The organism is Amycolatopsis sp. A1MSW2902, from assembly GCF_017312175.1.
Lineage (GTDB): Bacteria > Actinomycetota > Actinomycetes > Mycobacteriales > Pseudonocardiaceae > Amycolatopsis > Amycolatopsis nivea.
The window spans coordinates 144,790-165,975 of the sequence record NZ_QJPO01000001.1 but is presented as its reverse complement, the minus strand read 5'-3'; the positions used below and the strand labels follow the sequence as shown (position 1 = coordinate 165,975).

Genomic DNA, 21,186 nt, shown 5'->3' with positions numbered 1-21,186 from the left:
TCTCCCTCCGAAGTCGATCAACTCCCCAGCAGCGTGCCCGCGTCCGGTTCATGCGGTCCAAGACACTTCCGTGCGACATGATGCGAATCTGGCATAAGCTCTGGTCGTGGACTTGGTCGGCTGCTGCAAAGCGTTCGTGAGCGTGACCGAAGCGGGGAGCTTCACCGGCGGCGCGGCGGTCGCGCGGATCCCGCAGCCGGTGGCGAGCCGCCGGATCGCCGCGCTCGAGAAGCACCTGGGGGAGCGGCTGTTCGACCGGTCGACGCGGCGGGCGCGGCTCACGCCGTTCGGCCGGGACCTGCTGCCGTCCGCGCAACGCCTGGTCCGGCTCGCCGAGGCGATGGAATCGGACGCGCAGCGCGCGCGTCGGCGGCCGTTGCGGCTGGCGGTCCCGGACACGTCGACCACCCGCGACCTCGCCGAACTCGAAGCGCAGGCGCGGACGGTGGAGGTCTTCCTGGAGTTCCGCGTCGCCGGGCCTGCCGAGCGGGCCGAACTGGTGCGGACGCAGGAGGTGCGGGCCGCGCTGGTCGCGGTGCCGCCGGAGGACGGGGTGTGGACGGTGCCGCTCGGGCTGGCGAGCGAGGCCGAGCCGGACGAAACCGTGGTGCACCTGGAAACCCTGCGCGCGGGCCGGTCGCCCGGGGCGCGCCGCCGGGTGTGGGTGCAGCCGGAGGACGACGTGCCGCATGTCCGCGACCGCGTGTTCCGCGCCCGCGACGCGGCCGGGCTGCTGCCCGCGCAGGTCGAGGTCGCCGGGACGCTGACGACGGCCGCGGCGAGCGTGATCGGGTCGGCGGATCTGCTGTTGTGCTCAGCGGATCAGGCGCGGGAACTGGGGCTGGCGTGGCGTCCGGTGGGCGGCGTCCGGCTCGCGCGGGGATACGACGTGGCGGCGGGGCTGGGCGACGACGTCGACCGGGTGCGGACGCCGTTGCGTGCCGCGATCGCGCGGTGCCTGGGGGCGGAGGTCGCGACGGGGGAGCGCGCGCGCCGTCCGGACCCGGGCGGTGCGGCAGACTGGCGCCGTGAACACTGAGGCGCTGCTGGCACGGCTGCGGGACGAACTCGACGAGGGCGGGCTGCGAGGCTCGTTCCTCGTCCGCGATCTCGGGTCCGGCCGCGAGATCGGGATCGAGCCCGACCTGGAGTTCGCGACCGCGTCGCTGGTCAAGGTCCCGCTCGTCGCGGTGACGCAGGACCGGATCCGGCGCGGCGAACTGGACGGCGCGCGGCAGGTGGAGGTCGAACCCGGCCGCGCCGAGAGCGCGGGGCCGACCGGGCTGGCGCGGTTCCGGCATCCGGCGCGGGTTTCGGTCGAGGACCTGATGTACCTGGCCTCCGCGATCAGCGACAGCGCGGCGGCCGACGAACTGTTCGCCCTCACCTCGCCCGCGGAGGTCACCCGGACGGTGCGGGACTGGGGCATCACCGGCATCTCGGTGCGGCATTCGCTGAGCGAGCTGAGCGACACGCCGGTGGAACGGTTCGACGCGGCCGAGGTGCACCTCGCGCATTCGCTGGCGATCGGCGCGGTGACCGAGGGACAGGGACATCCGGTGCGGCAGCTGGATGTTTCGCGCGCGAGTTCCGGTTCGGCGCGCGCGTTCACCGATTTGCTGACCGCGTTGTGGACGCCGTCGAAAATCGATCCGGACGTGTCCGCGCGGGTGCGGCAGCTGATGGGCGAAAACCTGCTGCGCCAACGGCTGGCCCCGGATTTCGCGTCCGATTCCGCGAAGTGGTCCTCGAAAACCGGGACGCTGGTGAACCTGCGGCACGAGATCGGGGTGGTGGAGCACTCGGACGGCCAGGCGTTCGCGGTCGCCGCGCTCACCGAATCCCGGGTGCCCGCGGCGATCCAGCCGGAAGCGGAGATCTTGATGGCGCGGGTCGCGCGGGCGTTGCGGGACCACCTGCGGGCCCGCGGATAGGCCGGATCCGCCCTCGCGGCGAATCCGGCCGTTCCGCGTCAGGCCAGGCCCAGCAGCGTGAGGATGAGAACGATTCCGTGCGTCTGCATTTTCCCGCACCTCCCTCCCGGATCCAGGCACGGAAAACCCCGGCCGCGAAACAGTGCTCTTTCGCGGATGATCGGATTTCCGTGATTCTCGGCGAACCGCCCGGAACGAGCGGCGTGCACCCAGAATGCGATCCGGGAACGGGTGCGGACAAGGCGTTTCCTGTTTCCTCGAAAGCAGGAAACGCGCGCCTAGCGCAGCGTCGGGTTTCCCCAGGCCAGCGCGGCCGGCCGGGTCGTGCGGGCGGCCGGGCCCGCCGCGGGACGGCGGATCTCGAGCCGCAGCCGCCGGACGCCGGTGACGTCGAGTTCGGTGTGCCGCGGGCTGCCGGAGGCGGAATGGTCGAGGTGCCGGATTTCGCCGTCGAGCCGGACGCAGAACTGCCCGATCTGGAAATCCGCGTCCTCGGCGTCGTCGAGCACTCCGGCGACCGCGGTGAAATGCGCGTAGGAGCCGCCGAGGTCGATTTCCGCGAACGCCCACGCCCCGAAGGTCGGCCCGGCAGTGCGGAAAACGACGCTGTGCTCGTAGCTGATCCCGTCGATCCGTGCTGAGCCGGCGGTGATGTCCGCGCTCTTGTCGCGCCACGGCAGTTCGGTCGCCAGTACCGGCCCTGGCGCGGAATCCGGTGCCCCGCGCCAGATCCCGCGCACCGGACGTTCGTTCTGGCTGCGCCCGGTGATCGCGGAGATCAGCCCGGCGACGCCGTCGTCGGTGAATTCGGGAATCCGGAAATGCGTGGTGGAATACGGGGTGAGAAACGCCGGGATGTCTTCGACCGAAGCGCCGGGCAGCACCACCGGCAGGATGCGGCTGGTCTCGCGCTCCAGGTCGCGGGTGAGCGCGTCGCGCATGATCCGCGCCTCGAACTGGGAGCCGCGGCCCTCGTCGAAGGGCGCCTCGCCGTCCGCGCGCCGCCGGTAGTTTGGCGAGGCGATCACCAGCACGAAATCGGCGGCGTGGATGTTGCGGATCGCCCAGGCCGACCAGTCGATCCGGGACGCGTCGTCCCATTGGTCCAGCCGGACGTCGAGGCCGATCTTGGCGCGGAGGAAGGTGGCGAAGGTCCCGACCTGCCGGTAGTGCTCGGCGGCGGTGTCGTGGGCGTAGCTGATGAAGATCCGGGGTGCGGCGGGGGCGGACATCGGGCTCCTCGAATTCCGGCGGCGGCGACCGGTCCAGTCTCGGGTCCGGCCGGCGGCAGCGGGTTTTCGGCCACAAAGTGTCCAGAATCTGTCCCTTGCCGGGGTCTTCGCCAAAGGTATCGTCGTGGTCCGAGGACGGGATCGCCAGGACGCGGAAATCGACGGGGGAGCGCTGCCCAGGTGTACCACTACGACGTTTTCATCAGTTACGAACGGCGCGCCGAGACCATCTCCAAATGGGTCCGCAACCATTTCCACCCGCGGCTGTGCGAACTGCTCGACGGCAACCTCGACCGGGACGTCCAGGTGTTCTTCGACGGGTCGGTGCGGGTCGGCGGCAAGTGGCCGGACGAACTGCGCTCCGCGTTGCGGCACACCAGGATCCTGGTCCCGGTGTGCTCGCCGAAGTACTTCTACAACGAGTGGTGCCTCGCCGAATGGGCCTCGATGGAACGCCGCGAAGAACTCGCCGGACGGGACCGTCCGGCTACCCTGATCTACCCGGTCATCTACTGCGATTCGAAAAACTTCCCGCCGTACGCGCACCAGCGCCGGATGAAGAACCTGACCGAGTGGAATCATCCGTACGAGCAATTCCAGGTCTCGGCCAAATACATCGGTTTCCACGACGAGATGAACCGCATCGCGACCGAGATCGAAGAACTGCTCAGCGCGGCCCCGGCGTGGCGGCCGGACTGGCCGGTGCTGACTCCGCGGCCGGACGTCCCGCCCGCTTCCCGGTTCCCGAGGCTCTGAGCGATGACGGGCGTCGTGATCACTTTCTATTCCTACAAGGGCGGCGTCGGCCGCAGCTTCACGCTGGCCAACATCGCGGTGCTGCTGGCCCGCTGGGGACAGCGCGTGCTGTGCATCGACTGGGACCTCGAAGCACCGGGTCTGCACGAGTACTTCCGGCCGAAGCTGGACCACGATCCGCAAGGCGGCGTAGTCGATCTCGTCGCCGATTTCCGGGCGGGCACCGTCCGGCCGAACCGGCACGTCCTTCCGGTCCGCCTGGACAACGTGGCCGGCACGCTGGACTTCCTCGCCGCGGGCGGCGAAGGCCCCGAGTATCCGGGACAGGTGCAGGGAATCGACTGGGAAGGCCTGTACGACGAGGAATTCGGCGAGTACCTCGAACGCTGCCGGGAAGCCTGGACCTCGGAGTACGACTACGTCCTGCTCGACAGCCGCACGGGAATCTCCGACGTCGGCAGCATCTGCACCGCGCACCTGCCGGACCGGCTGGTCGTCCTCTACACCGCGAACATGCAGAGCGTGCGCGGCGCGGTCGACGTCGCGCGCCGGGCGAATGTCGCGCGGAACGCCCTGCCGTACGACCGTCCGCAGCTTCCCGTGCTGCCGGTGCTTTCGCGGTTCGACACGCGCGAGGAGTACGACCGGTCGGAAAGCTGGCGGGAGATCTGCCTGAAGGAGACGCGGAGCCTGTTCGACAGCTGGCTTGACCAGGACGTTCCGCCCGCGGTGATCGCGCGCCACCTCACCTTGCCTTACGTCTCGTACTGGACCTTCGGCGAGCAACTGCCGGTGCTGCTGGAGAAAAGCCCGGGTGCGGACCAGATCGGGTTCGCGCTCGAGACCGTCGCCGCGGTGATCGCGCATTCCTTCGACCGGACCGAGCTGCTGGCCGAAAACCGCGACGCGTACGTGGCCGCGGTGCGCACCCGGACGCAGAGTTTCGCCTACGACATCCAGGTCAGCATGCCCCGGTCGAACCTCGACGTCTCCCGGGAGCTGGTGGCGGAGCTGGAGAATCTCGGCATCCGGGTGGGCCGTTCGCTGTCGGGCGACCGTTCTTGGCTCGGCCGCGCGGAAACCGACGCCCGGCACCTGTGCCTGGTGATCGACGGCAAGGCGAGCCGGTGGCAGCTGGCGGAGGTCGAGTTGTTCCTGCACCGCACGCTCGGCCAGGACCGCAGGCTGATCCCGGTGCTCACCGAGGGAACCGACTCGCGCGAGCTGTCCGGCTACCTCGGCAACCTGCGGCATCTGCGCCTCAGCGCGCTGAACGGCCCGGCGAAGGTCGCGCGGAGCCTCGCCGACGAGATCGGCGCCGGGCGGGCCCTGGTCGACACCGGCCAAGCGGACCTGGTTTCCCTGCTGCGGCAAGCCGAACACGTCCGGCTGCGTCCGGAACTGTGGGACCTCGTCGGCGAGTTCGCCAGCGAACTGCCCGCCGTCGTCGGAGCCGGGGACAGCGTGCGTGCGCAGGAGCTCGGCGCGGACCTGGCTGTGGTGCTGCGCCCGCGCCACGACAACGGCGCGATACCGCCGCCAGTGCCGGTCCAGAAGGCCCTGGCGTGGGCCCAGCAAGTGCTCGACGTGCGGGTGAACGGCAACTAGCCGCACCCGCCAGACACCCGCCCGCGCCCGCGGCCGGGATGCCCCGAGGAAGGACGGCGGATGCACGAACGACTGAGCCACAAGCAGTCCGCGGCGATGATCGCGCTGATGGTGCACGGCAAGGAGATGACGAACCCGGAACTGCGCGACGCCGCGGGCTTCGCGCTCGACGGGAAGGACCGGGTCAAGCTCAACCAGCGCTACGTCAGCAGCAGGAAATCCGGCCGCGCGTTCGCGCATCAGCTCACCGACGCCGGCTGGGACTGGTGCGCGGAGGAACTGGCCGCGCTGTCCCCGCCGCAACCGGTCCGGAGCACGCTGACCGTGGTGGCTTACCTGGCGCTGAACAAGTTCTTCGAGTACCTGCGGCTGCACAACGTTTCGCTCAAGGAGGTTTTCGGCGGCGCGGAAGGCAACGCGCCGCAGGCGGTCAACCTCAAGGAAATGATCGTCAAGGCCTACCGCGAACTCGCTCGCGAGCCCCGGGGCTGGGTGGGGCTGGCGGATCTGCGGTCGTCGCTCGGCGACGCCGAGACCGCCGAGGTCGACGCGGTGCTCAAGGAGCTGAGCCGTACCGGGCAAGCGAAACTGGTGCCCGAATCCAACCGCAAGGTGCTGACCGCGGCGGACCGGGCGGCGGCTGTGCGCATCGGCGGTGAAGAGAACCACATGCTGTCCATCGAGGCGTCATGATCGAACATCTGGCCGTGCTGGCGACTTTGCGGTTCGACTGGGCGGACACGCCCGACCACGTGTGGCGCGATTCGCCGTACCACGTCGACGGGCTGCACGCGGACGTGATCGCCGCGATCGACGTCGGCATCCGCGACGCGGCGGCGAGCGAGGGGCCGAGCCCGATCGGCCTGGTCATGCAGGGGATGAAAGGCGTCGGCAAGGCCCATCTCCTCGGGATGGTCCGGCGGGCGGCGCACCGCGCGGGCGGGTACTTCTTCCTCGACGACCTCACCGCGGGCGACGCGTTCTGGGAGAACACGGCCGACGCGCTGCGCCGCGGCCTGCTGCGCACCGACGACTCCGGCGAGACGCAGCTGCGCAGTTTCGTGCGCCGGGTCTGCGAACGCGGCGACGTGTCCTGGGAAGCGACTTCGGCGTTGCTGGGCACCGGCGCGCTGACTCGCGCGCACCTCGACGCGTTCGTGCTGGGGCTGCGCAAGCTCGACCGCCAGGTCGCCGTGGAATGCGCGGACACGGCCCGCGCGCTGGTGCTGTACGCCGCGGAAGACCTGACCCAGAACGAGATCGGCGACGAGTACCTCGGCAGTTCCGAGGAGTCGAAATCCGGCGTCCGCCGGAAGTGGGGCATCCGGGCGAAGGCGAAGTCCGCGCTGGGGCAGGTGCACGACATCACGCGGCTGCTCGCGCTCACCGGTCCGCTCGTGATCGGGGTCGACCAGCTCGACACGCTCATCGCCCGGTCTTCGTTGCAGGCTCGCGAAATCGGGCACCGCGGCGAGGAAGACTTCCTCGTCGCCCAGATCGCCGACGGCCTGATGGAACTGCGCGAGGTCACCCGGCGGACGTTGACCGTGCTCGCCTGCCTCCCGACGACGTGGATGCTGATCAAGGACAAGGCCTCGGACACCGTGCCGGACCGTTTCCGCGAAACGCTGACGCTCGGCCGGGTGCTCGACGCCGAGGTCGGACGGCGGCTGGTGGAGCGGCGGCTCGGAGTGGCTTACGCCGCGATGGATTTCACCCCGCCGCATTCGACCTGGCCCGTCGCGCCTTCCGCGTTCGACGGGCCGTGGGAGGAGTACACCCCGCGCGAACTGCTGAAGCGGATCGGCGCGCACATCGACGCTTGCGTCCGCGCGGAACGGGTGCAGGAGCTGACCAGCTTCGACACCGACGCGCCACCGGTGCTGCCGGCCCGCGCGGAACCGAAGCCGGACCGCTTCGCCGAACTCGACGCCTGGTTCGAGCAGCTGCGCGCGGCCGCGGATCCGTCGGCGCTGCTCGACCACAAAGTGGAAGACGAGGTGATGCCCCGGCTGCTGTCGGCCGCGCTGCGCGGCTGGATCACCGAGGTCGGCGACGACGAAATGGAGTGGGACGCCCGCGGCAGCGAGGACGAACTGCACGCGTGGCTCACCCACACCCTCGACGAGGACTCCGATCTGGAGGAGCACTGGGCGTTCCGGGCGATCTCCGTGCGGCATCCGCTCGCGGTGCTCAACCGGTTCCGCAAGGCGCGCTCGGCCGCGGGACTGCGGCCCGGGGCGGACAACCGCCACCTCGTCCTGATCCGGAACTCCTCGTGGTCCAAAGGGGAAAAGACGCAGGCCGAGATCCGGGCGTTCGAAGCCGCCGGAGGGAAGCGGCTCAAGATGTCCGAAGCGGACGTCCGCACGTTCTGGGCGCTGGACGAGATGTTCGCCAAGGGCGGCCCGGACGTCCACGAATGGCTCATCGACCGCAGGCCCGCGCGGCGCTCCCAGCTGCTTTCCGGAGTCCTGCCCGACGCCGCGGCGCGTTCCGGAGGCCCCGCGAACCCAGCCCCGCTGCCAGCAGAGAAGCGACCCGTGCACCCGGCCCCCGCCGCTCAGCCCTCCCTCTTCACCCCGACCCCGCGCTCGAACCGCAACGGAACCTCCCAGGCCCCGCGTTCGGACGGAACCCACCCGCCGCCCGACGGCGCCCTCACCCTCGGCACCGAAACCGGTTCCGGCAAACCCATCCGCATCGAACTCTCCGCCCTGCGCAAGCACGCCGCCGTCTTCGCCGGTTCCGGGTCGGGGAAAACGGTGCTCCTGCGCCGGATCATCGAGGAATGCGCGCTGCTCGGCGTGTCGTCCATCGTGCTGGACCCGAACAACGACCTCGCCCGCCTCGGCGACGCGTGGCCGAGTCCGCCGAGCGGCTGGGGTCCGGAAGACGCCCAGCTCGCCGAGCGCTACTTCGAGGAAACCGACGTCGTCGTCTGGACGCCGGGCCGCGCCACCGGGCGGCCGCTCGGGTTCGAGCCGTTGCCGGACTTCGCCGGGGTGCTGGACGACGAGGACGAGTTCTCCGCGGCAGTCGAGGTGGCGGTCGCGGCACTCGCGCCGCAGGCTCGGCTCACCGGCAGCACCGCGAAGGCGGACATCGGACTGGCCGTGCTGCGGCAGACGATCGTGCACCACGCCCGCGCCGGGTCGCGGAGCCTGCCGGAGCTGATCGAGGTCCTCGAGGACCTCCCCGAGGGCGTCACGAATCTCAACGGCGGCCGGAAAATCGCCGCTGAGGTCGCGGAGCTGCTCAAGGCCGCGATGGTGAACGACCCGCTGTTCGCCGGAGCCGGCACCCCGGCCGACCCGGCGGTGCTGCTCACCCCGGCCGACGGCAAGCGGGCGCGGATCTCGGTGATCAGCTTCGCCGGGCTGCCCGCCGAGACGCAGCGGCAGAGTTTCGTGAACCAGCTGCAGATGGAGCTGTTCGCGTGGATCAAGCGGAATCCGGCGGGAGACCGGCCGCTGGGCGCGTTGTTCGTGATGGACGAGGCGCAGACGCTCGCGGCGTCCGGGTCGCTCACCGCGAGCACGCGCAGCACGATCGTGCTCGCCGCGCAGGCCCGGAAGTACGGGCTGGGGCTGCTGTTCGCGACGCAAGCCCCGAAGGGCCTGCACAACCAGATCGCCGGCAACGCGATGACGCAGTTCTTCGGGCGGCTCAACAGCCCGGCGCAGATCGCCGCGGCGAACGAGATGGCACGGGCGAAGGGGAGTCCGGTGGCGGACATCTCGCGGCTGGAGCGGGCCCAGTTCTACGTGTCCGGCGAGGCGTTCGGGTTCCGGCGGGTGTCGACGCCGCTGTGCCTGAGCCACCACCCGGCGAGCCCGCTGCGCCTCGAGGAGGTGCTCGCGCGGGCCAGGGACGGGGAGGGGTGAAACAAGCGGCCCGGACCCGGGGATCCGTCCGGGTCCGGGCCGCCCGCGATCAGACGCCCGCGACCGACTGGATCCAGTCGCGGTACTGGGTGACGTTGATGTAGGCGGTGTAGGACTGGCGGTCGCTGGTGGAGGCGACGCCGACCTGCTTGCCGTTCGCGTACATCGGGCCGCCGGAGTCGCCGCCGGCGGTGATGCCGTCGCCGCGGTTGGCGCACACCGAGACGCCGGCCGCGCCGTCCGGGCAGTCGACCGAGGTGACCTGGACGTTCGCCACCTTCAGCACCTGCGACTGGCAGTTGATCTCCGGCTGGTCGGTGCAGGTCGCGCCCCAGCCGTAGACCTGCGCGGTGTCGCCGACGTTGACGTCGCTCGCGGTGCCCAGCGGCGCGTACTCGGTCTGGACCTTCTGGTCGATCTGGACCAGCGAGATGTCGGCGTCGGGGGAGTCGTGCACGGACGTCGCGGAGACCTCGGTGCCCTGGGTCTGGTCGAGGCTGCCGACGTGGAAGGTGATCTGCTTGCCGCCCGCGCCCTGCGTGCAGTGCCGGGCGGTGAGGATCCAGTCGGGAGCGATGATCGTGGCCGAGCAGAGCTCCTGGCCGCCGGCGAACATCCGGGCGGCGGCGTGCAGGGAGTCGGCCGTGCTGCCGTCGATGATGGCGGGCTGGGCGGGGGCGGCGGTGGCCGGGGCCGCCGCGGCGACGGCGGCGAAGGCCAGGCCGGACAGGACTGCGGCGGTACGCGCGATTCGCACTGGTGATCATCTCCGGTGGGTACGGGGAGTGTGGTCAGGTACTGACCCACCGTCGTGAATGTCGGTAAATGACGGAACCCGCCGAAGGTCGGGCCGGTTCAGTTCCCGACTTTCGTCGTAGGGCAAGCGGACCAGCCCGCGTTGACGAGCCGCCGACAAGGACTGTGAGCGCGGTCACCGTGCCCGGAGGGCCAGAATGGTGTCGGGTGGACGAGCGGGCGCGACGGGCCCCGCCTGGACAGGGAGTGCTGCACGCGGATGGAAGCCGGCTCACAGGGATCGGCACGGCTGAAGTCGTCGTACCGCTACGACGACCTCGACGTGCTCACGCTGCTGCTGGCGGGGGAACTCGACGCCGGCACCGCGCTGGTGGTGGTGCGGGCGGTGACGTTCGCGCTGGCCAAGCGCCCGATGGCGCTGGTGCTGGACCTGACCGGGCTGACCGAATTGAGCGACGCGGGCGTGCACGTCCTGCGGGCCGCGCAGGACCGCGCGGCCGCCGAGGGCGTGGTGCTGCGGCTGCTCGCGCACCCCTCGGGCGCGGCGGGCCGCAGGCTGGCCGAAACCGGGATGACCGGCGTGTTCGACATCTACCCGGACCGCACGGCGGTCCGCGTGGAGACCGACCGGATCGCGTTCCTGCGCCGGATGAAACGGCGGCTCGACGCGGGCTGAACCGGTCCGGACCCGGGCGTTCCGGGCCCGCCCGCGCCGCCGAAGTGGCCCGAGCGGGTGAACTTCGGGGATTTTTTCTCCAGTGGTCCGGACCAGTTCCGGCGATGTTGCGAGTTCACGCCAGCAGCGCTTCGGCGAGTCCCTGCTCCTGGATCGAGTCCCGCAGTTTCGCCAGCGCGCGGCATTGCGTCACCCGGACGTTGCCCGGTGACATCCCCAGCGCCTTCGCCGTCTCGGCCGAGGTGAGGCCGACGACGACGCGCAGCGTCAGGATTTCCTGCTGCAGCTTCGGCATGCCAGCCATCAGCCTGCCCAGCGAAGCGCCGAGGTCGGCCGTCATCGTGTGCGATTCGGGACCGTCGCCCAGATCCGGGTTCTCCGGGACGTCGGACACCGGCCGCGAGCGGTCGCGCGACACCGCGCGGAACGCGTCGGCCACCTTGTTCGCCGCGATCGCGCGCACCAGGTGCAGGAACGATCCGCCGCGGTCCTCGTAGCCAGGGACGGCCTGCAGGACCGCGATGCACACCTCCTGCGCGACATCGTCGGCCGACAGGTACGACAGGTCGCGTCCGCCGATGCGGGCGCGGCAGTAGCGCGCGATCACCGGTTTCAGCAGCGCCAGCAGTTCCGGAGCCGCGCCGGGGACCTTGTCGCGGGCCGCGCGGACCACGGTTTCCAGCCGCTGCGCCAGCTCGGACGGACGCGGCAGCGCGGACAGCGGGACGTAGCCTTCGACCGGTTCGGGCACGGTGGCGGTGGGCATAGGGGTCGTTCCTTTCGTACGGGCGGCCGCGGTGGTCTCGCCCGCTCGATCCGGGAATCGGCCGCCCGGGCGCCGGTGTTGCGCCCGCGCAGGTGTTGTCCAGCTTCTGTCCGTTGCGCGGCAACGGAATCCGCACGGACCTGGACAGATCTTGGACAGGTTCCGCCGGCGGGTAGCGCGGCGCGGCGCGGCGGCGATCCCGGTGCGGTCGGAGAAATCCCGATCGGGAAGGGGAATCGCGATGATCACGCACTGACCGGCGCCGGGCCCGGCCGGGGAGGTTCAGCCGGCCGGGCTCCACCGGATGCCGTAGGCGAACCCGGGTGCGAGCCGGTCGAACCGCAGGTGCACCTCGCCCGAGCCGTCCGGGCTCACCACGTCGCCGCGCGCGCCCAGATCGCGTGCGTCGTCCTGGAACACGCGGTCCAGCCGCACGATTTCGGCCGGCGGCGCGGCCGGGAAGCGCACGTGCAGGTCGAACCGGTCGACCGGATGCCGCGGCACGCACACGTAGTGCGGATGCCGGAACTCCGCGCGGAACCGCAGCCCGAGGTCGTGCGTTTTCCCGCGCGGCAACGGGTCGGCCAGCTGCAGCGCCAGCCCGACCCGGTCGTTCGACTCCATCGCGCGGCGGACCAGCGTGCCGCCGTGGAAGACGTCGACGTCCAGATCGCTTTCCCGCACCGGCCCGGAGGCCGTGGACGTGGTGGTGAGGGTGAGCGCGAGGTCCAGTTCGGCGAGGTCGTCGGCGTCGGCGACGATCCGCCGGAACTCGAACACCTCGGGCCGCTCCTGGTCCAGGGCAAGGGACACGCGCAGCAGTTCGGTGTGCCAGCTGCCCTCGGGCGCGGGCCGCCCGCCGCCCTCGCGCGGGCCGGCGAGCGCGAGGTGCGCGACGTGCTCGATGCCCTCGTCGATGCGCCGCCGGATCGTGCGGTCGTCGCGGTCGAGCTCGCGCGCGGCCCAGTGCACCCGCTCCTGGTAGAACGGCTTGCGCGCGGGTTCGTGCATCGCGAACGCCGCGAGCACGGCGATCCGGAGGTCGTCCGGGAGCGTCTTGGCCAGCGGTTCCAGCACGTGCGCGAGCCGGTCGCGGATCTCGACGTTTTCCGCGTTGTCGGGAATCCCGCACACCTCGCGCAGGACCGGGCCGACCCGAATCCCGAGCGGAGTGGTGAAAACGCCGCGCCCCTTCCGGAGCACTTTCAATTCCGCGACCAAGTCCGCCGCGTTCGGTTCCACCCGTTCCTCCCTCGCGTCTCCCCGCCCGCAGCCACTGTTCCGCAATGCGGGCGCGGATGTCCAGCCTCGCCCGGTCCCGGCGCACGGACTGTGACCGGAATGATTTCCCATTCCCGCGTCCGGCTGGTGCGCCGGGGTTTATCCGGGACGGAAATTCGCTCGGATGGCTCCTTCCCGAAACGGCGGGTGACTGTTCCAGTCAGGGACAGCTGCGCCGCTTTCGATCCCGCGACCGGGGCTGGCGCCCTGCTCATCGGAGCGGAATGCCTTTCGCCGCGGCGTTGCCTCCGGTTCCCCGTTCACGCGATTAAGGTGGAAACGGGAAACTCCTTCCCCGATTGCCGCGCGCTCCCGCATTCTCGGGACAAGCCGCTGATCAGGCAGGCGGAAATCCTCGGAAGGAGCTTGTCGTGAAGGTCGTCTGTTCGTTTTCCCTGCTGGTGCGCGCCGCGTTGTGGCTCGCCGCGGCCGCGCTCGTGTCCGGAGTCGCGCTCGGCCATCCGGGCGGACCGGCTCCGGTCGCGCCGCCGGTGTCGGTGCGGACCGCGCCGTGACGAAACCCCGTCCCGGCGTCTGCCGGACAGTCATACTGGGAGCGAGAAGAAGGTGGGGGCGGATGACAGCGCGCGCGACGTTCGGGGCGGAACTGCGGCGGCTGCGCACCTCGGCCGGGCTGTCGCTCGCCGAACTGGCCGGACGGGTGCATTACAGCAAGGGGTACCTGAGCAAGGTCGAAACCGGCCTCGCCGCCCCGAATTCCACACTCGCGGCATTGTGCGAATCCGAATTCGGCACTCCGGGAGCCCTTACTGCACTGGTTCCCGCGGAAACCGGAAAACGCCGGACCCGGCCGGACGTCCGCCCGTCCGGCCTCCCCCCGGTAACCGCGGACTTCACCGGCCGCGATGCCGAATCCCAGACCGTGCGCGAGATTCTCGAGTCCGACGGCGGAGTCTGCGTCATTTCCGGCATGGGCGGAGCCGGCAAGACGGCACTGGCGGTGCGGTGCGCGTACCGGCTGGAGGCGTCCTTCGCCGACGGCAGCCTTTTTCTCGATCTCCGCGGCACCTCCGACGAACCGGTCACGCCCGCCGACGCGCACGACCGCCTGCTGCGGATCCTCGAGGTGCCCGCCGACCGGATCCCGGCCGATCCCGACGACCGCGCGGCGCTCTTCCGGACCTGCCTGCGCGGCCGGAGTTTCCTGCTGGTGCTGGACAATGCGGGCAGCACCGGGCAAGTGCGCCCGCTGTTGCCCGCGGAACCGAAATGCCGGGTCGTGATCACCAGCCGCAGCCGCCTGCCCGCACTGGACGAAGCCGAGCACGTCTCGCTGGGCGTGCTCCCGTCCGCTTCCGCCGCCGCCCTGGTCGCCGCCCTGACCGGGGCGCCCCCGGACGCTGCCCTGCGCATCGCAGACCGCTGCGGCCGCCTCCCGCTGGCGATCCGGATCGCCGCCGCCCGCCTGCGCGCCCACCCGGCGTGGGACGTCGCGGAGTTGGAACGCCGCCTGGCCGACGAAACCCGCCGCCTGGGCGAACTCGACGACGGCGAACGAAGCCTGGCCGCCGCCTTCCGGTTGTCAGTCCGCCAATTGGAGCAGCCGGAAGCACGGCTGTTCGGCTTGCTGGCCCTGCACCCCGGCGTCGACTTCGACGTGACCGCCGCGCAAGCGCTCGGCTCCCTGGACGCGGTGGCGGCCGAGCGTCTGCTGGACCGCCTGCACCAGGCGTACCTGCTCACCCAGCCGGAAATGGGCCGGTACGGTTTCCATGATTTGGTAAGGGTTTTCGCCGCCTCCGACGTGCCCGGCGAGGACGCGCTCCGCCGCCTGGCCGATTTCTCGGTCGCGACCGCGGAACGCGCCGACCGAGCGCTGAGCGGCCCGCGGTACCGCCCGGAGGTGACCTACCCGCCCGGTCTGCCCGAGGTGGAATTCCCGGATCAGGACAGCGCGATCGCGTGGTTCCGCGCCGAATGGCCGAACCTGGTCGCGCTCTGCCGCCGGACCGGGGAGTCCGAGCGATGCTGGCAGCTGGCGTTCTTCCTGCGAGGCTTCTTCTACCTGACCAAACTGTGGGACCCGTGGATCGCGACGCACCGCTGGGCCCGCGCCGCCGCCGAAGCTGTCGGCAACCGCTGGGCCGCCGCGACGACCACCGCGAACCTGGGAATCGCGTACGTCGACCGCGGCGATCTGGACGAGGCGTCCCGGTGCTACCGCCAGGCCCTGCGGGAGTACCGGGAAATCGGCGACCGCCACGGCGAAGCGACCGCTCTGGCACATGCCGCGTGGGCCGAGCACTATCGGGGCAACCACGAACAAGCCCTGCGGGACCTGCGCTCCGCAGCCGATTTCTACGCCCTGACCGGCAACCGACGCAGCGGCGCCATCACGACGCGAGGTGTCGCCCTGGTCCTTACGGCCCTGGGACGGCCTGCCGAAGCCGCCCGCCTGGTCGAGGAAACGCTGGCGGTTTTTGAGGAACTGGGGCTGGAACTGGACATCGTGATGGGCCTGAACTGCCTTGGCTGGGCACGATTCCGCGCCGGTGATCATCCGGCTGCTGAGTCGGCGTACCGGGAAGCGGCCACCCGCGCGGAGGCCTGCGGCAGCACCCACGAGGCGGCGCGGGCTCACCTGGGGTTGGGAAATGCCGCTGCGGCGCAGGGGATTGCGGATGTGGCTGCGGCGCAGTGGGAACGGGCCGAGGCGACCCACCCGGATCTCGACCCGGTGACGGTGGGGGAGGCGGCTGCGCGGGCAGAGTTCCGGTGAGGGACGGAGGGCGCTGGCTTCTCCGGGGGCGACTGGGCTGAGGTCGGTGAGCCGGGTTTGTCGAGTTCAGGCCGGGCGGGTGTGTGAACGCCGGTCGCTGGTCTGGTTCGTGGGGTCTGCAGGCCGGGTGGCGGTCGAAGCGGGTGAGAAGCGATCGCCGCTCTGCGGGCGTTGGCCGTCGCCTGACCGGGCTTGACAATCCGTGTGCGATAGCGGGGTCTCAGCTGGCTCCGGATTCGCCTGGGCTGAGAGCGGCGCGGCGGGCCTGTCGAGTTCAAGTCTGGCTGGTGGGACCTGCGGGCTCAGGGTGCCGATCGGACCGTGGTGGAGTACAAGGCCCTCGCCCGTCCGGGCTTGATGATTCGTGTGCGACGGACGGGCCCCCTTGTCCGGACGCAACCGGGCCGAGATCGGCACACTGGGTCTGTCGGTTCAGACCCGCCCGGAACGGGCAGGTGAACGCCGGTCGTTGGTCTGGCTCGCGGGCCGGGACATCGGTCGAAGAGCGTGAGAAGCGACCGCCGCTCGGCGGGCAGCAGCTTGATCGTCGCGAGACGAGAGCTCGCTGCAGTGGTGCACGAGGGCTGGCGTGGTGCACGAGCGACGGGCCGCGTTCGGCGGGTTGGCCGTCGTTTTCTGTCCGCCGGAATTAGTGGGCAGGGGCGGCGGGTTGGCGTGACTGCTGTGTTCGCGGGGCTGGTGGCTGTCTTCTGCTCGCAGGGGTTAATGAGGAGCCCTGGGGGCGGCGGGGACGAGGTGGGGTTGGCGTGACTGCTGTGTTCGCCGGGCTGGCGGTTGCCCTCTGCTCGCACGGGTTAGTTGGCGGGCATTAGCGGCGAGGCAGGGCACAGCCGCGTTTGGTGGGCCGGGCAGTGTCTCTCCGTCCGCAGGCTAGGCGTTTCGGTTGCGGAGCGAACTCGGCTCCGGGAGTGTGCTCGCGGTCTCTGCCAGCCGTGGCCGGGCTTTCGGGGCGGGTGGCGGCGTGCTGGGATGGGCGGATGGAGTCGCCCGAGCCGGTTGAGCAGTTGCCTCGCGTGGCGGGTTTTCGGGCGCTGATGTTCGCCTTGCCGCCGGTCGGGCGGAGGTGGTCGGCGGGGTTGCGGGCCGCGGCGGCGGTGGCCGTTCCGGGGATCGCGCTGGTGTTGGCGGGGGCTTCGGCCTCGGCGTTGTTTGTCACGCTGGGGACGTTCGCAGTCTTGTACGGCGAAGGGCGGCCGTACCGGGTTCGGGCGGGTGTCGTGGCTACTGCTGGTGCCGGGTTGCTCGCGGCGGCTGCGTTGGGTGCTTCGGTGGGGACCGTGGTGCCGCCGGGGCCGGTGTCGGTGCTGGTGGTCTCTGTGGTCGCGGTGCTGGCGACTTACGTCGTCGACGCGTTGCGGCTTGGGCCGCCGGGGCCGTTGTTCTTTGCGCTCGTGTGCGCGGGTGCGCAGGCGGCGGTCGAGGCTGGGGCCCGGCCGTGGGTGGTGCTGGGGTGCGCTGCGGCGGGGGTCGGATCGTCGGTTGTGGTGTCGATGGCCGGGGTGCTGGCCGACCGGACGAAACCGGAGCGGACGGCCGTCGAGCGTGCGGTGCGGGCTGTCGACGCCTTCACTCGGCTGAGCGGAAGACGGCGGAGGCTCGGCACGCTGCCGGTGCCGCGGTGTCTGCGGCGTGGACTTCCCTGCATGACGCGGGACATCCGCGCCGGGGCACGCAACCGGACCTGGTGGCGGCGTTGCTTGCTGCCCATCGGCAGTTCGCGGACGCTTCGCCGGGCGAGTCCGTCGAGCTGCCGCCGGGGAAGCTGCCGTTGCCGCGGCCGAACCTCGGGTACCGGCTGCGGCGGGCGGTTCCGTTGCGGTCGCATGCCGCTTTGACGGCGTTGCGCGTCGGTGCCGGTTGCGTGGTCGCTGGGGAACTGGCCGTGGCGGTCGGGTTTGGACGGCCGCATTGGGCGGTGCTGAGTGCGTTGGTGGTGCTGCAGCAGGGGTTGGACCGGCGGCGGGCGAATGTCCGTGCGCTGCACCGGTTTGTCGGGACCGCGGCTGGGCTTGTGCTGTTCGGGCTGGTGATGATGGTCGCGCCGTCCGGGGTGGTGCTGATTTTGATCCTGGCGGTGTTGCAGTTCTGCGTGGAGCTGGTGGTGCCGCGGAATTACGCGGTGGCGACAGTCGTCATCACGCCGCTCGCCCTGCTGGCTGCCGGGGTGGCGAGCCAGCCGGGGCCGGTGTGGCCCGCGGTGGCGGACCGTTTCGCGCAGACGGCGATCGGGGTCGTGGTGGCGGTGGCTGTGCAGTATGCGGTGGCGCCGCGTGCGCACCGGAAGACGTTGGACTGGACCGGGTCTCGAGTGCGCGCCGCCGCGCGTGCGGTGCTGGCCGGTGCGCCGGTCCCGCGTGCGGCTGCGCGCCGGGACCTCCAGTTCGAGCTGGAAGGCGCGACCCGGGCCGGGGTGGATTCGGTGCACAACGAGCCTGGCTGGGCCGCCGAGCGCTGGCCCGCCCACGCCGCCCTGGTCCACGACGGCTACGACCTGCTCCAAGCCTGCTGGTCCGCGCCGGACGGCAGGGTGCGGGACGTCGAACGGTGGGAGCGTGCGTTCGGCCGCTGAGCCCGGGACCCCTGCCCGGCTGGATGGTGGGGGTGGGGGCGTGGGTTCGGTCGGTGAGGCCGGGATGCCTGCTCGGCTGGATGGTGGCGCGGTGTCGGGGAGGCGGGAGCGTGCGTTCGGCTACTGAGACCGGGACGCCTGCCCAGCCCAACGGCGGCGCGGAGTGGTGGGGCGCGGGCGTGCGTTCGGTCGGTGAGATCGGGATGCCTGCTTGGCTGGATGGTGGCGCGGTGTGGTGGGGGTGCGGGGGTGCGTTCGGTCGGTGAGGCCGGGACGCCTGCCCAGCCGGATGGCGGCGCGGCCTGGCGAGGGGATGGGCTGGTGCCCGACGATTGCGCAGGTGCTCGGCGAGAACGCCGGTCCGACCGTGGCGAGCGCGAGGCTGCTTGCTGATCGGGGCTTCGCGGACGCTCGACAGGGTTACACAAGGCTGCGGTCATCGCCGCGGACCTGCGCGTGGTTGCGTCGCAAACAGCGGGCGCTGACCTCGGCGCGCTAGGTCGCGATTTCGCCGCGGCCCAGCATCCGCGTCCGAACCGAGCAGTTCGAGGCCTAGCCAACGACTGGACAGCGGTCGTCAGCGCGGGCCCCGAGCCGCTCGTTCCGAAACGGTCCAGTCATCGAGGACGCAGGGCTGCCTCGACCTCCTCCTGGTCCGCCTCGCCGGGGACGATCGTCAGCGGGCCTGCGACGTCCAGCAGGCCCGGGTGCCGGACGGTCCAGCTCAGCACCGGCAGCGAGTCCTTCGTGAGGTCGTGTGCGGACGTCACGGTGACCCCGGGTGTCGGGCCGCAGGTGACGACGTCTGCGGACGGGCCGCGGCCGTCGCTGTGGCAGAAGGCGGCTCGGCCGTCGGCGGACAGGGCCAGCAGCGCCGGGGTGCCGTCGGCGGTGGTGGCTGGCAGGACGTGGTCGTAGCCTGTCAGCTGGCGCGTGATCAGGCGGTGGACGCGTCGGCCGCGGATGCTGGTCATCGGCGCGGTGTAGGTGCGGGCTACGGCGTCGAGCCGCTCTGAGTCCACGGGATCAGGCCTCCTCCGGTTGTTCCGGGCGGGGCGACCGGACGAACCAGGCTCCGATCACCGCGGCCACTCCGATGCAGCCGGCGACGAGGAACGCCATGTGCAGGCCGTCGGCGTCGGGGCTTACTGCTGCGTGTTCGGCGCTGCTCAGGGTCGCGACGCTGATGAACACGGCGGTGCCCAGCGCGCCGGCGACCTGTTGAAGCGTCGAGAGGATCGCGCTGCCGTGCGAGTAGAGGTGGTCGGGCAGCGCTGCCAGCGATTCGGTCATCAGCGGCGTCATCATCAGGCCGAGACCGGCCATCAGGACGATGTGGATGCCGATCACCGCGATCAGCGGCGAACCCGGGCCCAGCAACGAGAACAGCCACAGCGAGACCGCCATCGCGAGCGCGCCGGGCAGCACCAGCGGGCGCGCGCCGACCCGGTCGAACAGGGCGCCGACCGGACGGCCGAGCAGGCCCAGCACCAGACCGCCGGGCAGGACGGCCAGGCCGCTGACGAAGGTGGACTTGTGCAGGACGGTCTGCAGGTACAGCGGCAGCAGGATCGCGCCCGCGCCGATCAGGCACATGAACAGCAACGCGCTGAGCCCCAGCGCGACGACGAAACTGCGGTGGGTGAACGGCCGCAGGTCGAGCAGGGCGCGGTCGCGTTGTTGCAGGCGAAGCTGCCGCCAGCCGAACACTGCCAGCGAAACCACGCCGACGACGATCGGCAGCCACGGCGGCACCAGCGCGGTCTCGGCGGATTCACCCGCGGACGACAGGCCGTACAGGACTCCGCCGAAACCGATGGCGGACAGGACGACCGAGAGCACGTCGAGCGGGACCGCGCGGGTTTCGCTGTCGATCCGCAGCTGCAGCATCCCCGTGACCAGCGCGGCCAGCGACAGCGGCAGCACGATGAAGAACATCCACCGCCAGCCGAGCGACGACAGCACCGCGCCGCCGATCGTGGGGCCGATCGCGGGCGCGACCGCGATGACGATGCTGATCGTGCCCATCGTCGCGCCGCGGCGCTGGGCGGGCACGAGCCGCATGACGGTGGTCATCAGCAACGGGATCATCACCGCGGTGCCGCACGCCTGCACGACGCGGCCGGCCATCAGCAGGCCGAAACCGGGCGCGACGCCGCACAGCAGCGTGCCGAGGCTGAACGAGGCGAGCGAGAAGACGAACACCTGCCGCGGCGTGAACCGTTCGAGCAGGAACCCCGTCGTCGGGATCACCACCGCCATGGTGAGCAGGAAACCGCTGGTGAGCCACTGGATCGTGGTGGTCGGGACGGCCAGGTCGACGGTGAGGTCGCGCAGCGCGACGCTCAGGATGGTCTCGTTGAGGATCATCACGAACGCCGACAGCACGAGCACGCTGATCAGCAGGCCGGGCTTGGCGGCCGGGCGCTCCAGTGCTTCCGTGGCGGGGGAGGAGACGCCGCTCATCGGCGCACCTCGCTGACCGAGGCGAGGGCGCTCGCGAAGGCGGCGGGCACGAGGTCGGCGGCGCGAACGAAGCGGGCGCCGGCCGACGGAAGGCTGCCGGGGAAAGCTCTGCGCGCGGCTTCACCGGCCGCTGCGGACGGGGTTGGGGACTGCTGGATCTTCACCTGGCCAGGATACGGAGAAGCACCGACAAAACCGGCGGCCTTTTCCTCCCGCGGACCGCGGCGGCGGCCCGCGAAGAGCCCCGGGAAGCGGCGGAAAAAGCGGCTCGACCAGCAGTAGGTCGCCAGCCGCGGCAACGAGAAGCGAATCAGGAATCTCGTTCGCGGGCTTGGCGTGATCCGCTGACGTCAGGATCGCCGGGCGGCTCTTCTCCCGCCGAGGTCCGTGAGGGGCTCCTTCACGGACTTGGATTCCCTCAAGGCGTCCTTCACGGCCCTCGCCACCGCGCGCGAAGCGGTCAGCAGAAGCTCCATTGTGGAGCGTTCCGCCAG

17 protein-coding genes are annotated in these 21,186 nt (G+C 71.1%); 10 read left to right on the top strand and 7 right to left on the bottom strand.

All coding sequences use genetic code 11. From position 1 onward, the window contains the following. Positions 1–100: 100 nt before the first annotated feature. Both DMP23_RS00830 and DMP23_RS00825 read left to right on the top strand, forming a co-directional pair. Positions 101–1,039, top strand: coding sequence for a LysR family transcriptional regulator (locus DMP23_RS00830; protein WP_443111326.1), 939 nt, complete (start codon positions 101–103; stop codon positions 1,037–1,039). Continuing rightward, on the top strand, positions 1,029–1,934 hold the full coding sequence (locus DMP23_RS00825; RefSeq protein WP_037819503.1) for a serine hydrolase: 906 nt from the start codon (positions 1,029–1,031) through the stop codon (positions 1,932–1,934). The genes DMP23_RS00830 and DMP23_RS00825 overlap by 11 nt, the downstream gene beginning before the upstream one ends. 278 nt (positions 1,935–2,212) lie before the next feature. On the opposite strand, the gene DMP23_RS00820 is transcribed toward DMP23_RS00825, so the two are convergent. Continuing rightward, positions 2,213–3,166: an SEFIR domain-containing protein gene (locus DMP23_RS00820; protein ID WP_337819820.1), complete on the bottom strand. Its 954-nt coding sequence runs from the start codon at positions 3,164–3,166 to the stop codon at positions 2,213–2,215. A 180-nt stretch (positions 3,167–3,346) separates the two neighbouring features. On the opposite strand from DMP23_RS00820, the gene DMP23_RS00815 reads away from it, so the two are divergent. From DMP23_RS00815 to DMP23_RS00800, 4 genes are read left to right on the top strand one after another with little or no spacing between them, the layout of a single operon-like run. Next, a complete protein-coding gene (locus tag DMP23_RS00815) occupies positions 3,347–3,922 on the top strand; it encodes a TIR domain-containing protein (protein ID WP_337819819.1) in 576 nt (191 codons plus the stop codon). A 3-nt stretch (positions 3,923–3,925) separates the two neighbouring features. Then, complete coding sequence (locus tag DMP23_RS00810) at positions 3,926–5,530, top strand: tyrosine-protein kinase family protein (RefSeq protein WP_337819818.1); 1,605 nt, start codon at positions 3,926–3,928, stop codon at positions 5,528–5,530. A 60-nt stretch (positions 5,531–5,590) separates the two neighbouring features. Continuing rightward, positions 5,591–6,223: a hypothetical protein gene (locus DMP23_RS00805; RefSeq protein ID WP_238607136.1), complete on the top strand. Its 633-nt coding sequence runs from the start codon at positions 5,591–5,593 to the stop codon at positions 6,221–6,223. Then, positions 6,220–9,417, top strand: coding sequence for an ATP-binding protein (locus DMP23_RS00800; protein WP_337819817.1), 3,198 nt, complete (start codon positions 6,220–6,222; stop codon positions 9,415–9,417). The genes DMP23_RS00805 and DMP23_RS00800 overlap by 4 nt, the downstream gene beginning before the upstream one ends. Positions 9,418–9,466: 49 nt before the next feature. On the opposite strand, the gene DMP23_RS00795 is transcribed toward DMP23_RS00800, so the two are convergent. Continuing rightward, positions 9,467–10,174, bottom strand: a complete 708-nt coding sequence (locus DMP23_RS00795; protein WP_037819510.1) for a S1 family peptidase — start codon at positions 10,172–10,174, stop codon at positions 9,467–9,469. Between the two features lie 258 nt (positions 10,175–10,432). Between DMP23_RS00795 and DMP23_RS00790 the strand changes: the two genes are divergently transcribed. Further along, on the top strand, positions 10,433–10,849 hold the full coding sequence (locus DMP23_RS00790) for an STAS domain-containing protein (protein WP_009076775.1): 417 nt from the start codon (positions 10,433–10,435) through the stop codon (positions 10,847–10,849). 115 nt (positions 10,850–10,964) lie between these two features. Here the strand turns inward: DMP23_RS00790 and shbA are convergent, their stop codons facing one another. Both shbA and DMP23_RS00780 read right to left on the bottom strand, forming a co-directional pair. Continuing rightward, positions 10,965–11,615 carry an RNA polymerase sigma factor ShbA gene (shbA, locus tag DMP23_RS00785; protein ID WP_167756624.1) on the bottom strand — a complete coding sequence of 217 codons (651 nt, stop codon included), beginning with the start codon at positions 11,613–11,615 and terminating at the stop codon, positions 10,965–10,967. Between the two features lie 282 nt (positions 11,616–11,897). Further along, on the bottom strand, positions 11,898–12,857 hold the full coding sequence (locus tag DMP23_RS00780; protein ID WP_337819816.1) for a hypothetical protein: 960 nt from the start codon (positions 12,855–12,857) through the stop codon (positions 11,898–11,900). Between the two features lie 410 nt (positions 12,858–13,267). On the opposite strand from DMP23_RS00780, the gene DMP23_RS00775 reads away from it, so the two are divergent. From DMP23_RS00775 to DMP23_RS00765, 3 genes are all read left to right on the top strand, one after another. Then, positions 13,268–13,411 (top strand): hypothetical protein, encoded by a 144-nt coding sequence (locus DMP23_RS00775; RefSeq protein ID WP_205670120.1) that lies wholly within the window; start codon positions 13,268–13,270, stop codon positions 13,409–13,411. A 62-nt stretch (positions 13,412–13,473) separates the two neighbouring features. Beyond that, the gene (locus DMP23_RS00770) at positions 13,474–15,636 is read left to right on the top strand and encodes an ATP-binding protein (protein WP_337819815.1); all 2,163 of its coding nucleotides are present in this window, start codon (positions 13,474–13,476) and stop codon (positions 15,634–15,636) included. 1,639 nt (positions 15,637–17,275) lie between these two features. Further along, positions 17,276–18,226, top strand: a complete 951-nt coding sequence (locus DMP23_RS00765; RefSeq protein ID WP_337819814.1) for an FUSC family protein — start codon at positions 17,276–17,278, stop codon at positions 18,224–18,226. 617 nt (positions 18,227–18,843) lie between these two features. On the opposite strand, the gene DMP23_RS00760 is transcribed toward DMP23_RS00765, so the two are convergent. Genes DMP23_RS00760 through DMP23_RS00750 form a run of 3 tightly spaced genes read right to left on the bottom strand, consistent with a single transcriptional unit; the run spans position 18,844 to position 20,856 of the window. Beyond that, positions 18,844–19,248: a hypothetical protein gene (locus tag DMP23_RS00760; protein ID WP_337819813.1), complete on the bottom strand. Its 405-nt coding sequence runs from the start codon at positions 19,246–19,248 to the stop codon at positions 18,844–18,846. A gap of 4 nt (positions 19,249–19,252) precedes the next feature. After that, positions 19,253–20,692 carry an MDR family MFS transporter gene (locus tag DMP23_RS00755; RefSeq protein ID WP_134666548.1) on the bottom strand — a complete coding sequence of 480 codons (1,440 nt, stop codon included), beginning with the start codon at positions 20,690–20,692 and terminating at the stop codon, positions 19,253–19,255. Beyond that, positions 20,689–20,856 carry a hypothetical protein gene (locus tag DMP23_RS00750; protein ID WP_167757026.1) on the bottom strand — a complete coding sequence of 56 codons (168 nt, stop codon included), beginning with the start codon at positions 20,854–20,856 and terminating at the stop codon, positions 20,689–20,691. Before DMP23_RS00750 ends, DMP23_RS00755 begins: the two co-directional genes overlap by 4 nt. Positions 20,857–21,186 lie beyond the last annotated feature (330 nt).